The following is a 13647-nucleotide window of genomic DNA, read 5'->3' as shown; positions in this document are numbered from 1 at the left end:
GGGGGAGTGATCGATGCGGTCGGGGTGCGGTGGGTGAGGGCCGAGGAGTCGTCACACCGCCGTCCCTCGACCGTCAGGTCCCGAGCCCCCGGTCGATGGTCACGAGCAGGCGGTCGAGGGCGCCGTCCCGGGCCGCAGCCGGCGCGGCACCCAGCGGACCGTTCAGGCACAGCTCGGCGAACCCGTGCACGGCCGCCCAGCAGACGACCTCGCTCCCGGGTCGCTCGTCCGGGTGGACGTACCCGACGTCCACCAGCTCGTCGAGCACGTCGTTGAGCAGGCCGTAGGGACCCTGGTCGGTGGGCGGCCCGAGGCCGTCGGCCCCACCGGCGTCGGCCTTGCTCGCGAAGGCGACGGCGAACAGGCCGGGCTCGGCCAGCGCGAACTCGACGTAGGCCCGACCGGTCTCCCGCAGCCGCGCCCGGGCACGCGCGACGGTGCCCTGGTCGTGCGGCACGGCGTCGACCCGGGTCTGCATGGCCCGGGTCAGCGCGTCCATCGCCTGCTCCGCAATCTCCCCGAGCAGCTGCTCCCGGTCGGCGAAGTGGCGGTACGCCGCGTTGTGCGACACGCCCACCCGGCGGGCGACCTCACGCAGCGCGACGCCGTCAGGGCCGGACTCACGGGCCATCGTGAACCCGGTCTCGACCAGGGCGGCCCGCAGGTTGCCGTGGTGGTAGGAGGTGCCGGAGGAGGGACTCACGCCGGCAGGGTATCCCAGTGTTGACAGTGGCCACATTCGGTGCCACCGTGATGTTGACAACGTCCACATCTCGCCGTGCCGGAGCCCCACATGCCACTCGTCCGCTCGAGGTCCGCGATCCTCGCCACGGTCTGCGTCGCCGTGCTCGCCATCAACCTGAACACCACGATCGTCAACATCGCCCTGCCGACCCTCGCCCGCGATCTCGACGCGGGCACCCGTGACCTGCTCTGGATCGTGGACGGCTACAACCTGTCGTTCGCGGCCCTGGTGCTGGCCGCGGGCAGCCTCTCGGACCGGTTCGGACGCCGACCCGCCCTGGTCCTGGGTCTGCTCGGGTTCGGGCTCGCCAGCCTCGCAGCCGCGCTCGTCGACACCTCGGGCGCACTGGTCGCGACGCGGTTCGCAGCCGGCGTGTGCGCCGCGGTGATCTTCCCGACCACGCTGTCCGTGATCGCGAACGCCTATCCGGACCGGAGGCAGCGGGCCGCGGCCCTCGGCATCTGGGGCGCGGCCACGGGCATCGGTGTGGCGGCGGGTCCGGTGGCGGGCGGCTGGCTGCTCCAGCACTTCGCGTGGCAGAGCGTGTTCTGGGCGATGGTGCCCGTCGCGGCCGTGGCGCTGGCGATGGCCCTGGCCTTCGTCCCGGAGTCGCGCGACCCCGGCGTCCCACCGCTGGACCGCCCCGGACTGCTCGTCTCCGTGGCCCTGCTCGGCGTGCTGACGTGGACCATCATCGAGGCCCCCGAGGCCGGCTGGGCCGGAACCCAGACCGTCGTCGGCTTCGCGGCGAGCATCGTGCTGCTCGGAGTGTTCCTGCGGGTGGAGCGGTCGGCGGAGCACCCGATGCTCGACGTGTCGCTGTTCCGCGACCGGAGGTTCTCGGCCGCCGCCACCGCGGTCACGATCAGCTTCTTCGCCCTGTTCGGCTTCATCTTCCTGATCACCCAGTTCTTCCAGTTCGTCCGTGACTACGACGCATTGGAGACCGGGCTGCGGATCCTGCCGGTGGCCGCCAGCATCGCGCTCTCGTCGATCCTCGGCGGCGTGCTCGCGCCGAGGATCGGCACCAAGCTCGTGGTCACGGCCGGGATGGCGCTGCTGGGCAGCGCGTTCCTGTGGATCTCCGCGATGGAGATCGACGCGCCGTACGCGTCCGTCATCGTCGGGCAGATGCTCCTGATGGGAACCGGCCTGGGGTTGATCTCGACGCCGGCGACCGAGTCGATCATGCAGGTGCTGCCCCCGGCGCGGGCCGGGGTCGGCTCGGCGGTCAACGACGCCACGCGGGAGCTCGGCGGCACGCTCGGGGTCGCGGTGGTGGGGTCGCTGTTCTCGTCGGTGTACGGCGCCCGGCTGGTCGAGCTGCTCGAGGGCAGCCTGCCGTCCTCCCAGCTGGTCGCGGCCGAGGACTCCGTGGGGGTGGCCGACGCGATCGGCGCCCAGGTCCCGGGGGTGACCGCTGCGATGGAGGAGGCGTTCATGGCCGGCCTGGGAACGGCCTGCGTGGTGATCGGCCTCCTGTGCCTGGTCGGCGCGGCCTTCTCGCTCGTGGCCCTGCCGGGGAACGGCTTCGTGCCACCCCGCCGCGAGGAGGACCCGGCAGTGGACCGGGTCGGGCTGGCCGCCGGCTGACGGGGCCATCGGGTCAGAGGACCCGGGTGATGGCGTCGATCGCGCCGGCCAGGTAGCGGTCGACGACCGCGCGCTCGTCGGGGGTGAGGCTGCGGTCGAGCTCGTCGAGCGCGGTGAACATCGGCATCAGGTGGCCGAGGACCTCGGCGCGGCCGGAGTCGGTGAGCGCGACCTGGGTGCGCCGGCGGTCGGCCTCGTGCGGGCGGCGTTCGACGTGGCCGCGCGCCACCAGCCGGTCCACGATCCCGGACGCGGCGGCGGAGGTGACGCCGAGGTGGCGGGCGAGCTCACCGGGTCCGTGGTCGGCCCGGGTGAGCTGCTCGAGGGCGCTGAGCTCGGTGTGGGTCAGGGACGCCTTGCGAGCGACCGCCACCCCGCTCTGCTGGGCGACGTCCAGCAGCCCGCGCAGCAGCCGCAACGTCGAGGTGCCCATCGCGCCCTCGACGTCGTCCGTGGTCAGCCGCTCCTGCTCGGGCTGGATTTCCCTCACCAACTTAGTTAAGTTGCTTACTCACTTCCTGAGACACCCAGCGTATCCCGAAGGAGTGCCCATGTCCCGGCTCCGTCCCTCCGTCGCCGTCCTCGTCGCGCTGGTGGCCCTGCTCGGATCGGGTGCGCTGATCGGCCTGGTCGGCGAGGCGGAACGTGAACCGCAGGTCACCGACTCGCTGCCCGACGGCTACGACTCCACGACCGTCGCCGAGCTGGAGGACCAGCTGCCCGAGGGAGAGGGGTCCGTCGCGCTGGTGCTGGTCACGGCCGACTCCGGCACCCTCGACCGCTCGACGCTCCAGCGGCTGAACGAGGTGTACGCCGACCTGGCGGACACCCCGCCCGGGATGCCGGCCGAGCTGCGCCCGAGCGAGGACGGCACCGCCGCGCTGGGGGTGGTCCCCATCGCAGCGACCGGCGCGACCGCGGTGGCGGAGGAGGTGACCGACCTGCGCGCGTCGCTCGACGAGCAGCTGCCCGACGGCGTCAGCGGCCAGGTCACCGGGCCGGCGGCGATCGACGCCGACCTCGCCGCGGTGTTCGACGGGGCCGACCTCACCCTGCTCGCGGCCACGGCCGCCGTGGTCGCCGTACTGCTGATCGTCACCTACCGCAGTCCTTTCCTGTGGCTGGTCCCGCTCACAGTCGTGGGGGTCGCCGACCAGCTCGCCGCCGTCGCCGCCACCCACACCCTGGCGTGGTTCGACATCGCGTGGGACGAGTCGACGGTCGGGATCCTCAGCGTTCTGGTCTTCGGTGCGGGCACCGACTACGCCCTGCTGCTGATCAGCCGCTACCGGGACGAGCTGCGTCGTCACCGCGACCGGTACGTCGCCATGGCGTCCGCCGTCCGCGGCACCGCCGAGGCGGTGCTCGCCAGCTCGACCACCGTGGTGCTCGGCCTGCTCACGCTGCTGCTCTCCGTGGTGCCGACCACGCGCGGGCTCGGCCTGGCGTGCGCGGTGGGAGTGGTCATCGCCGCGACCTTCGCGCTGGTGGTGCTCCCGTGCGCCCTCGTCCCGTTCGGCCGCTGGGTGTTCTGGCCCCTCGTGCCCCGCGTCGGCCAGCCCGCGCTGGTCGACTCGACCCGCTCGCCCTGGCGCCGCCTGGGCGACCGGGTGGCCACCCGCCCGGTCGTGTTCGCCGGCGCCGCGGTCCTCGTCCTGGCCGCGCTGGCCAGCGGCCTGACCCAGGTCCGCCAGGGCCTCTCGGAGTCCGAGCAGTTCCTCGACACCCCGGAGTCGATCGCCGCCGCCGACCGTCTCGCCCGGTCCTACCCGGCGGGCAGCGTCGACCCCACGGTGGTGCTCACCCGGGACGACCCGGGCGACGTCCTCGCGGCGGCGAAGCAGTCCCCGGGGGTCGCCTCGGCCAGCGCCGGGCCCAGCGACGACGGCCTGGCCCGGATCGACGTCGTCCTGGACGCCACCTCGGGCAGCGACCGCGCCGAGGAGGCCGTGGTCGACCTGCGGTCCTCCCTGGCGTCGTACGACGACACCTGGGTGGGCGGCAGCGAGGCCCAGGCGCTCGACGCCGCCGACGCCGCCGCACGCGACCGGGCCCTGCTGATCCCCCTCATCCTGGGGCTGGTGCTCGTCGGTCTGGTGCTGCTGCTGCGCTCGCTGCTGGCCCCGGTCCTGCTCGTCGCCACCGTGGTCGGGACGTTCTTCGCCGCGCTCGGCGCCGCGTGGTGGATCTACACGGGCGTCTTCGACTTCGCGGCCATGGACGTCGGGGTGCCGCTCCTGGCCTTCCTCTTCCTGGTCGCCCTGGGCGTCGACTACAACATCTTCCTGGTCACCCGCGCACTGCAGGAGTCGCAGGAGCACGGTGCGCGCGAGGGGATGCTGCGCGGCCTGACCGCCACCGGCGGCGTGATCACCAGTGCCGGCATCCTGCTCGCCGCGGTGTTCGCCGTGCTCGGCGTCCTCCCGCTCGTGGTGCTGGCCCAGCTCGGCATCGTGATCTGCGTCGGCGTCCTGCTGGACACCCTGCTGGTGCGGACCGTGCTGGTGCCGGCGCTGACCTTCTGGCTGGGCGAGCGGTTCTGGTGGCCGCGCAGGATCACCCCGGCCGGCCCGGCAGAGGACACCTCGACCACGCCGTCGGTCGCGGCGGCCCGGTCGTGACCACCGCAGGGGCGTGGACACCTCCGGTGCCCGCGACGAGAATGCCGCGGGTGGACCGACCGCCCGCCCGACGGTGACGAGGGGCCGTCGTGTCGCCGATCGAGCTGCGTGAGCTGCGCTATCTCGTGGCAGTGGCCGACGAGGGCAGTTTCACGCGTGCCGCCACCCGCTGCTACGTCAGCCAGCAGGCCGTCTCCAGTGCCCTCGCCCAGCTGGAGCGGCGGCTCGGGACCGCTCTCGTCGTACGCCGTCCGCGGGGGTGCTCCACCACGCCGGCCGGTGCGAGGCTGGTCGCCGCCGCCCGCCGCATCCTGGACGCCGCCGACGAGCTGGTCGACGTCGTGGATCCGCGGCCGTACGCCGACGACGTGCTCCACGTCGGCCTGCTCCTCGACGGGCTGGGCGAACGGACCTGGCCGCTGATCCAGGGCTTCCGCGCCGCCCACCCTGAGGTGCGGGTCGCCGTCGGCCGGATCCAGCCCCACGAGGTGCCGGCCGCACTGCTCGACGGCGCCGTCGACGTCGCTCTCCTCCATGGTCCCTGCGACGACGAGCGGCTGGTGGTCACCCCGCTGTTCAGCGAGCCACGGCTCGTGGTCGTGTCGGCTGCCGCGAGCCCTGCCGACGCGCGCCACCTGCTGACCGCTGACGTCCTGGACCTGCCGGCCCGACCCCGGCGCGACGGCATCGACCCCGGCTGGGAGGGCTTCTTCACGCTGATCTCGGAGCGCAACGGGACCGAGCCCGAGCGTCGGGGCGAGCCTGCGGGCTCCCTGAAGGAGCTGCTGTGGGCGATCTCGCTGGAGCAGCTGTTCCTGACCGTCCCCGACCACCTGGCCACGACCTACCCGGGTCGCCTGTACGGCGTCGCCTACGTCCCGGTCCCGGACCTCCCCGAGGTCGTGTTCTCCGCCGTACGCCGGCGCGACGACGACCGCGCGGCGGTCCGGGGCTTCGTCGACCTCGCGGTGGTGGTCGGCCGGGACGGCGTGGGCGCGGAGCCCGCGGACCGCCGGCCGGCCTAGGAGACGTGCCCCAGCCGCGACGGGTCATCCGCGGCGGTCGCGGAAGAACGTGCGGACGTCGGCCGCCACCAGTTCGGGCACCTCCCACTCCAGGAAGTGCCCGCCGCGCGGCAGGTCGGTCCAGGCCGCCACCGCGTAGGAGCGCTCGACCCACTCCCGCGGCGTGGGGAACATGTCCGCGCCGGACATCGCCATGCCGGTCGGCACCTCCACCCGGCCGTACGCCGCGCTGGTCGACCGGACCGTCTCCCAGTACAGGCGCATGGACGAGCCGATCGTCCCCGTCACCCAGTAGACGGTGAGGTTGGTCAGCAGGTCGTCGAGGTCGTAGACCGAGGCCAGGTCGCCACCGCAGTCGCTCCAGGTCCGGAACTTCTCGAGCACCCAGGCCGCCAGACCTGCCGGTGAGTCGTTGAGGCCGTAGGCGAGGGTCTGCGGCTTGGAGGAGTGCTCCATCGCGTAGGCCATCTCGCGCTGGTTCCAGTCCTGCGCAGCGGCCACGAACTCCCGCTCGGCGTCGCTGAGGTCCTCGGGGACCCAGCCGAGGTAGGGGTTGGTCCCCGACAGGTGCAGTCCGACCAGCAGGTCGGGTCGCGCCAGCGCCAGCTGTTGCAGGACGCCGGCACCGAGATCACTGCCGCGCGCCGCGAACCGCTCGTGACCCAGCTCGGCCATCACCTCGACGACCAGGTCGGCGATGCGGGTGACGTCCCAGCCCGGCTCGGCCGGGCGCTCCGAGAAGCCGTAGCCCGGCAACGACAGGACCACCACGTCGAAGGCGTCGGCGGGGTCCGCCCCGTGCTCGGACGGGCGCGCGAGCAGGGGTGCGATCGGCAGCATCTGCACGAACGAGCTCGGCCACCCGTGGAGCAGCACCAGCGGCAGCGCCCCCTCGACCTCGGCCCGCTCCAGCACGACGTGGACCGCCGGCCGGTCGTCGACGCGCACCATCCGGTGGTCGCGCTCGTTGAGCCGAGCCTGGACCGTCGGCCAGTCGTAGCCGTCGGCCCAGCGCTCGACCACGCCGCGCAGCCACGTCAGGTCGGTGCCCTGCTCCCAGCTGCCGGGGGTCACCTCGTCGGGCCACCGGGTGCCGCGCAGCCGGTCGCGCAGGTCGTCCAGGACCGTGGCGGGGATGTCGATGTCGAGGTGCTCGACGGACATGGTGCTCTCCTTCGGTGGGTGGGTCCACCCTCGGCTGCCGGCGGTCCGCCGGTCCAACAACTCCTGGTTGTGGCTAGGGCACGTCCCGCTGCGGGAGGTCACCGGCGCGCTGGGCGGCGGCGAGCGCGGACGCGGCGTGCTCGGCCAGGGTGACGGCGACCAGCCGTTGCTCGAGGCCGGGCCGGGCCACCTGGGTCGCCGCCGTCAGCACGAAGCACCCCACGACCGTGCCCTGGTGCTCCACCACCAGCTCGGTGACGTCGTTCACCGGGAACCCGCTGCGATCGACGTCGATCGGGTGGCCGTCGCGGGTGACCGACCCGTCGTGGTTGAGCCGGGGTCCGGACCCGGGACCCCCGGGCCGGAAGCGGCAGCCGTCGACACCGAGGACGGCGACGACCTGATCGCACACGAAGGTGGCCAGCGCCGCGGAGGTCGTGTCCCCGGTGGCGGCCATCCGGGCGGAGGACACGAGGCCGTCGAGGTATCCCTCGCGGCTGCTGGACCGCGCCTGCTGGCGCCGCCCCCACGACGCGATCTCGGCGACCGCGAGGCCCACCAGGGTGAGCAGCACGGCGGTCTCGACGTCCTCGCGACCGGCGATGGAGAACCGGTAGTAGGGCTCGGTGAGGAAGAAGTCGAACCAGACCGCGCTCGACAGCGCGGCGACGAGGCCGCTCGGACGGTGTCCGGCTGCGGCCACGGCCACGACCACCAGCACCAGGACCAGCGCGGCGTTGGTGTTGTCGACGACGTCGCGCACCGCGACCAGGACGGCGCAGAGGAGCAGCGGACCGGTGAGGGCCGCGCCCATCACCAGGGCGTTGCGCCGCGAGGTCTCCATGCCTCCATCTGGCTCCGCGACGCCCGACGCTTCAAGGCCCTTTGCACCTTGTTAACGGCCGGACCTCACGGAACGAGCGCCTTCTTAGCGGTCGTCGGGCTCGGGGACCTGGAACCGGTAGCCCATGCCGGGCTCGGTCACGAAGTAGCGGGGACGGGAGGGCTCGGGCTCGAGGCGCTGCCGGATCTGGGTCATGAAGACCCGCAGGTAGTTGGTCTCGGTGCGGTACGCCGGACCCCACACGTCGTGGAGCAGCTGCTCGTAGCTCACCAAACGGCCCCGGTTGCGGACCAGGACCTCGACGATGTGCCACTGCCGTGGGGTGAGCCGCACCGGTTCGCCGTCCCGGAGCACCCGCTTGGCCGCGAAGTCGATGGTGAAGTCCGGTGTGCTGACGACCGGGTCCCCCTCCGGCACCACCGCGCGGCGGGTGGCCGCCCGCAGCCGCGCGAACAGCTCGTCCATCCCGAAGGGCTTGGTGAGGTAGTCGTCGGCGCCGAGGTCGAGCGCCCGGACCTTCATCGACTCCGTGTCGCGGCCCGAGAGCACGACGATCGGCACGCTCGACCAGCCGCGGATGCCGGTGATCACGTCCAGCCCGTCCATGCCCGGCAGCCCGAGGTCGAGGAGGACCACGTCGGGGTGGTGGGACGCGGCGAGCTGCAGGGCCGCCTCCCCCGTCCCGGCGAGGTCGGCGGTGTAGCCGCGGGCGCGGAGGTTGAGCTCGAGGGTCTTCCGCAGCCGGGCGTCGTCGTCGACGACCAGCACCCGGGCTCCCTCGCGAGGAGGGTCAGGAGGAGCCGATCCCATGTCCGCTCCCTCGGGGTGTGGTGGCCGACCCGATGCTACCCGCGCGGTCACCGGGACAGCTCGTCGAGCGCGACGTTCAGCTCCAGCACGTCGACCCCGCCCTCGCCCAGGAATCCGAGGCCGCGCCCGGTGGTGTGCTCCTCCACCAGCGCGAGGACCTGCCCGGTCGACAGGCCGCGGGCCTCGGCCACGCGGGGAGCCTGGAGCCCGGCGTTGGCGACCGAGATGTCGGGGTCGAGGCCGGACGCCGACATGGTCACCGCGTCGACCGGCACCTCACTGTCGGCGGGCAGCCCGTTCTCCTCACGGTAGGCGACGGCGTACTCCTCGACGGCCGCCAGCAGGTCCGGGTTGGTCGGTCCGAGGTTGGCGCCGCCGCTGTCCCGGGCGTCGTAGGCGACGGCCGAGGGCCGTGGGTGGAAGTACTCGGCGCCGGTGAACTCCTGGGCGAGCAGCGTTGAGCCGACGACCTCGCCGTCACGCTCGACGAGCGAGCCGTTCGCCTGGTCGCGGAAGGCGACCTGGGCGATGCCGGTGACCAGCAGCGGGTAGGCCACCCCGGTGATCAGGGTGAACAGCAGCACCATGCCGAGGGCTGCGGGGAGCTGGCGACGCATCAGGACACCCCCAGGAACGAGATGACGAGATCGATGAGCTTGATGCCGAGGAAAGGGGCGACCAGGCCGCCGAGGCCGTAGACCAGCAGGTTGCGGCGCAGCATCTCCGCCGCGCCCGCGGCCCGGACCCGGACGCCGCGGAGGGCCAACGGGATCAGGGCGATGATGACGAGCGCGTTGAAGATGACTGCGGAGAGGATCGCGGACCGTGGGGTGGCCAGGCCCATGATGTTGAGCTGGTCCAGCACCGGCAGCGCCCCCGCAAACATCGCGGGGATGATCGCGAAGTACTTGGCCACGTCGTTGGCGACCGAGAACGTGGTCAGCGCCCCGCGGGTGACCAGCAGCTGCTTGCCGATCTCGACGATCTCGATGAGCTTGGTCGGGTCGGAGTCGAGGTCGACCATGTTCCCGGCCTCCTTGGCGGCCTGGGTGCCGGTGTTCATCGCGACCCCGACGTCGGCCTGGGCGAGCGCCGGCGCGTCGTTGGTCCCGTCGCCGGTCATGGCGACCAGCGCCCCAGCGGCCTGCTCGCGCCGGATCAGGGCCATCTTGTCCTCGGGCGTTGCTTCGGCGAGGAAGTCGTCGACGCCGGCCTCGTCCGCGATCGCCTGTGCCGTGAGCGGGTTGTCGCCGGTGATCATCACGGTGCGGATGCCTATCTGGCGCAGCTGGTCGAACCGTTCCCGCATGCCGTCCTTGACCACGTCCTTGAGGTGGACGACGCCCAGCACCCGGGCCACGCCGTCATGGGTCTCCGCGACCGCCAGCGGCGTCCCCCCTCGGGTGGAGATCGCGTCGGCGATCTCGTGCAGCGAGTCCGGCACCTGGCCGCCGCACTCCTCGACCCAGCGGATCACGGCGTCGACGGCGCCCTTGCGGAGGCTGCGACCGTCGAGGTCGATCCCGCTCATCCGGGTCTGCGCGCTGAAGGGAACCAGCTCGCCGTCCGGCTGCTGGGTGGCGACACCGTGCTCACGCGCGGCGTGCTCGACGATCGACCGGCCCTCCGGGGTCTCGTCAGCGGCGCTGGTGACCATCGCGGCCTCGGCGAGGCGCTCGACGTCGACGCCGGGGAGCGGGAGCAGCTCGGTGGCCTGGCGGTTGCCCAGCGTGATGGTGCCGGTCTTGTCGAGCAGCAGGGTCGTGACGTCGCCCGATGCCTCCACCGCGCGCCCCGACATCGCCAGCACGTTGTGCTGGACCATCCGGTCCATGCCGGCGATCCCGATCGCGGACAGCAGCGCGCCGATCGTGGTCGGGATCAGGCACACCAGCAACGCCACCAGGACGATGACGTTCTGCTCCGCGCCGGAGTAGATCGCGAACGGCTGGAGGGTCACCACCGCCAGCAGGAACACGATCGTGAGCCCCGCGAGCAGGATGTTGAGCGCGATCTCGTTGGGGGTCTTCTGCCGCTCGGCCCCCTCGACCAGCGAGATCATCCGGTCCAGGAACGTCTCGCCCGGCTTCGCGGTGATGCGGACGACGATCCGGTCGGAGAGCACGCGGGTGCCGCCGGTCACCGCGGAGCGGTCGCCGCCCGACTCGCGGATCACGGGCGCCGACTCCCCGGTGATCGCCGACTCGTCGACGGTCGCGATGCCCTCGACGACGTCGCCGTCCCCGGGGACCACCTGGCCGGCCTCGACGACGCACAGGTCGCCCACGTGCAGGTCGGTGGCGGGCACCTCCTCGAGGTCCCCGGCGTCCGTACGCCGTAGCGCCGTGGTCTGCGTCCGTGCCTGGCGCAGGGTGGCCGCCTGGGCCTTGCCCCGGCCCTCGGCCATGGCCTCCGCGAAGTTCGCGAACAGCACGGTGAACCAGAGGAAGGCGCTGACCAGCGCGGCGAACACGTTCTGCGCCGCGGAGGCGCCACCGGCCTGGGCCAGGAACAGGACCGTGGTGAGGACGCTGCCCACGAGCACCACGAACATCACGGGGTTGCCGGCCTGCACCCGCGGGTGCAGCTTGCGGAGGCTCTCGACGAGCGCCGCCCGGACGATGGTGGCGTCCCACATCGAACGCCGCGGCAGCGGGTGTCGGTCGCGGGCACTGGTGCCGACCGGCCTGAGCACCTCCGCGGCCGCGGGGTCCCCGGCGTCGCGGGGCGCCTGGTGGGTGGACTGTGACATCGCTGGTGACTCCTAGAGGGAGAGCTGCTCGAGGACGGGGCCGAGGGCCAGGACCGGGAGGAACGTGAGGCCCGCGACGACGAGCACCACGCCCACCACCAGTCCTCCGAACAAGGGGGTGTGGGTGGGGAAGGTGCCGGCGCCGGCGGGCACGCTCTGCTTGCGGGCCAGGGACCCGGCGATCGCCAGGACCGGGATGATCAGCAGGAACCGGCCCATCAGCATGGCCAGGCCGTGCGTGGTCGTGTACCAGTCGGTGTTCGCGGTGAGCCCGGCGAACGCCGACCCGTTGTTGTTGCCGGTGGAGGCGTAGGAGTACAGGATCTCCGAGAGTCCGTGGGCCCCGGTGTTCGCCCGTGACGCGAGTGCGCCGTCGAGGACGGCCGACGCGGCGGTGAAGCCGAGCACGGCGACCGGCATCGCCATCAGGTAGAGGACGACGAGCTTGATCTCGGGCGCCTGGATCTTCTTGCCGAGGTACTCGGGGGTCCGACCGACCATGAGGCCGGCGATGAACACCGACAGGATCACCATGACCAGCAGCCCGTTCAGCCCGACACCGACCCCCCCGGGGCTGACCTCACCGAGCAGCATGTGGAGCAGCGCGACGCCGCCGCCGAGCGGGGTGGAGCTGTCGTGCATCGAGTTGACCGACCCGTTCGACGTACCGGTCGTGAAGGCCGCCCACATGCCCGAGGCCGCGGTGCCGAACCGGGTCTCCTTGCCCTCGAAGTAGCCGCCGCCCGCGCCGTCGGCCGAGACGGACTGGTCGACCCCCATCGCGTCCAGCCGCGGGTTGCCGGCGCCCTCCGCGAACATGGCGATCAGGGACATGCCGAGCAGGATCACGCCCATGATCGCGAACACCGCCCGGCCCTGGCGGCGGTCACCCACCATGCGACCGAAGGTGAACGCCAGCGCGAACGGGATGATCACGATCGCCCACGACTGGACGAAGTTGCTCAGGGCCGTCGCGTTCTCCATCGGGTGGGCGGAGTTCATGTCGAAGAACCCGCCGCCGTTGGTGCCGAGCTGCTTGATCGCGACCTGGCTGGCGGCCGGGCCGCCGGGGATCGCCTGACTGCCGCCCTGCAGGGTCTCCACGGTCTGGAAGCCGGCGAGGTTCTGGATGACGCCCTGGCTGACCAGGACCAGCGCCACGACGAACGCCAGGGGCAGCAGGATCCGCAACGTGCCCCGGGTGAGGTCGACCCAGAAGTTCCCGACGGTGGAGGCGCGGCGGCGCGCCAGGCCGCGGATCAGCGCGGCCATGACGGCCATGCCGGCGGCCGCGGAGACGAAGTTCTGGACGGTGAGGCCGACCATCTGCGTGAGGTGGCTCATCGTGGCCTCACCGGCGTACGCCTGCCAGTTGGTGTTGGTCATGAAGCTGACCGCGGCGTTGAACGCGACGTTCTCCGGGACCGCCGGCATGTCGGTGGGGTTGAGCGGCAGCAGGTGCTGGAGTCGCTGGACCAGGTACAGCGCGAGGAACGACACCAGGCTGAAGGCGAGCAGCGAGAACGCGTAGACCGTCCAGCGCTGCTCCTTGTCGGAGTCGACGCGGCACACCCGGTAGATGGCCCGCTCGACGGGGACGAAGACCCGGTCGCCGACCACCTTCTCGCCGCTGTACACGGCCGCCATGTAGCGACCGAGCAGGGGGGCGGTGACGAGCACCACCGCGATCATGGCTCCGAGCTGGAGCCAGCTGGCGGCCGACATCAGAACCTCTCGGGAAGCAGCAGCGCGATCACCAGGTAGACGGCGACCGGGACGGCGACGGCCAGGGCGACGGCGTTCTCCCAGCTCATGACCGGTCCTCCCGGCCGACGATGCGGTCGCAGCCGAGCACGTACAGCCAGGCCAGCCCGAAGAAGGCGAGCAGGATGGCCACGAAGACCAGATCAGCCATGCGGGGAACTCCTCGTCACGTGCAGGGTGGGTCGCACCGTGCGTGCGCCCGACGACCACGCTGCGGCCGGTGGGAGCCCGCTTCAAGCGGGATGACGGCCTCTTAGCAGCGGGGACGGCGCTCTTAGCGGGTGCTTAGCGAGCGGCCCGGAACGACCCGCTAAGTAACCGCTAAGCGG

12 protein-coding genes are annotated in these 13647 nt (G+C 72.4%); 3 read left to right on the top strand and 9 right to left on the bottom strand.

Annotation, left to right across the window (positions count from 1 at the left end):
• Window positions 1-73: 73 nt before the first annotated feature.
• A complete protein-coding gene (locus ACQ1X7_RS00190) occupies window positions 74-703 on the bottom strand; it encodes a TetR/AcrR family transcriptional regulator (RefSeq protein ID WP_432476125.1) in 630 nt (209 codons plus the stop codon).
• Between the two features lie 90 nt (window positions 704-793).
• Between ACQ1X7_RS00190 and ACQ1X7_RS00185 the strand changes: the two genes are divergently transcribed.
• Window positions 794-2338: an MFS transporter gene (locus ACQ1X7_RS00185; RefSeq protein WP_432476124.1), complete on the top strand. Its 1545-nt coding sequence runs from the start codon at window positions 794-796 to the stop codon at window positions 2336-2338.
• A gap of 13 nt (window positions 2339-2351) precedes the next feature.
• Here ACQ1X7_RS00185 and ACQ1X7_RS00180 read toward each other — a convergent pair whose 3' ends face one another.
• Window positions 2352-2828, bottom strand: a complete 477-nt coding sequence (locus tag ACQ1X7_RS00180; RefSeq protein WP_432476123.1) for a MarR family winged helix-turn-helix transcriptional regulator — start codon at window positions 2826-2828, stop codon at window positions 2352-2354.
• Between the two features lie 61 nt (window positions 2829-2889).
• Here ACQ1X7_RS00180 and ACQ1X7_RS00175 point away from each other — a divergent pair, with 61 nt between their 5' ends.
• Both ACQ1X7_RS00175 and ACQ1X7_RS00170 read left to right on the top strand, forming a co-directional pair.
• Window positions 2890-4959 carry an MMPL family transporter gene (locus tag ACQ1X7_RS00175; protein WP_432476122.1) on the top strand — a complete coding sequence of 690 codons (2070 nt, stop codon included), beginning with the start codon at window positions 2890-2892 and terminating at the stop codon, window positions 4957-4959.
• An 89-nt stretch (window positions 4960-5048) separates the two neighbouring features.
• Window positions 5049-5984, top strand: a complete 936-nt coding sequence (locus ACQ1X7_RS00170) for a LysR family transcriptional regulator (protein ID WP_432476121.1) — start codon at window positions 5049-5051, stop codon at window positions 5982-5984.
• Between the two features lie 24 nt (window positions 5985-6008).
• On the opposite strand, the gene ACQ1X7_RS00165 is transcribed toward ACQ1X7_RS00170, so the two are convergent.
• The 7 genes from ACQ1X7_RS00165 to ACQ1X7_RS00135 form a co-directional block, all read right to left on the bottom strand.
• Entirely contained in the window at window positions 6009-7148 is a 1140-nt protein-coding gene (locus ACQ1X7_RS00165; RefSeq protein ID WP_432476120.1) for an epoxide hydrolase family protein, read from the bottom strand.
• Between the two features lie 73 nt (window positions 7149-7221).
• A complete protein-coding gene (locus ACQ1X7_RS00160; protein WP_432476119.1) occupies window positions 7222-7992 on the bottom strand; it encodes a DUF4118 domain-containing protein in 771 nt (256 codons plus the stop codon).
• A gap of 84 nt (window positions 7993-8076) precedes the next feature.
• Window positions 8077-8802: a response regulator gene (locus ACQ1X7_RS00155; protein WP_432476118.1), complete on the bottom strand. Its 726-nt coding sequence runs from the start codon at window positions 8800-8802 to the stop codon at window positions 8077-8079.
• A 47-nt stretch (window positions 8803-8849) separates the two neighbouring features.
• Window positions 8850-9419, bottom strand: a complete 570-nt coding sequence (kdpC, locus tag ACQ1X7_RS00150; RefSeq protein ID WP_432476117.1) for a K(+)-transporting ATPase subunit C — start codon at window positions 9417-9419, stop codon at window positions 8850-8852.
• A complete protein-coding gene (kdpB, locus tag ACQ1X7_RS00145; protein ID WP_432477010.1) occupies window positions 9419-11440 on the bottom strand; it encodes a potassium-transporting ATPase subunit KdpB in 2022 nt (673 codons plus the stop codon). The genes kdpC and kdpB overlap by 1 nt, the downstream gene beginning before the upstream one ends.
• 126 nt (window positions 11441-11566) lie before the next feature.
• Window positions 11567-13279, bottom strand: coding sequence for a potassium-transporting ATPase subunit KdpA (kdpA, locus tag ACQ1X7_RS00140; protein ID WP_432476116.1), 1713 nt, complete (start codon window positions 13277-13279; stop codon window positions 11567-11569).
• The gene (locus ACQ1X7_RS00135; protein ID WP_432476115.1) at window positions 13279-13368 is read right to left on the bottom strand and encodes a K(+)-transporting ATPase subunit F; all 90 of its coding nucleotides are present in this window, start codon (window positions 13366-13368) and stop codon (window positions 13279-13281) included. Before ACQ1X7_RS00135 ends, kdpA begins: the two co-directional genes overlap by 1 nt.
• Window positions 13369-13647: the final 279 nt, after the last annotated feature.

Origin of the sequence: Nocardioides sp. GXQ0305 (assembly GCF_050880345.1) — a bacterium.
In the GTDB taxonomy this organism is placed as follows: Bacteria; Actinomycetota; Actinomycetes; order Propionibacteriales; family Nocardioidaceae; genus Nocardioides.
The sequence above is the reverse complement of the archived record's forward strand: the minus strand, read 5'-3'. Positions and strand labels throughout refer to the sequence as shown.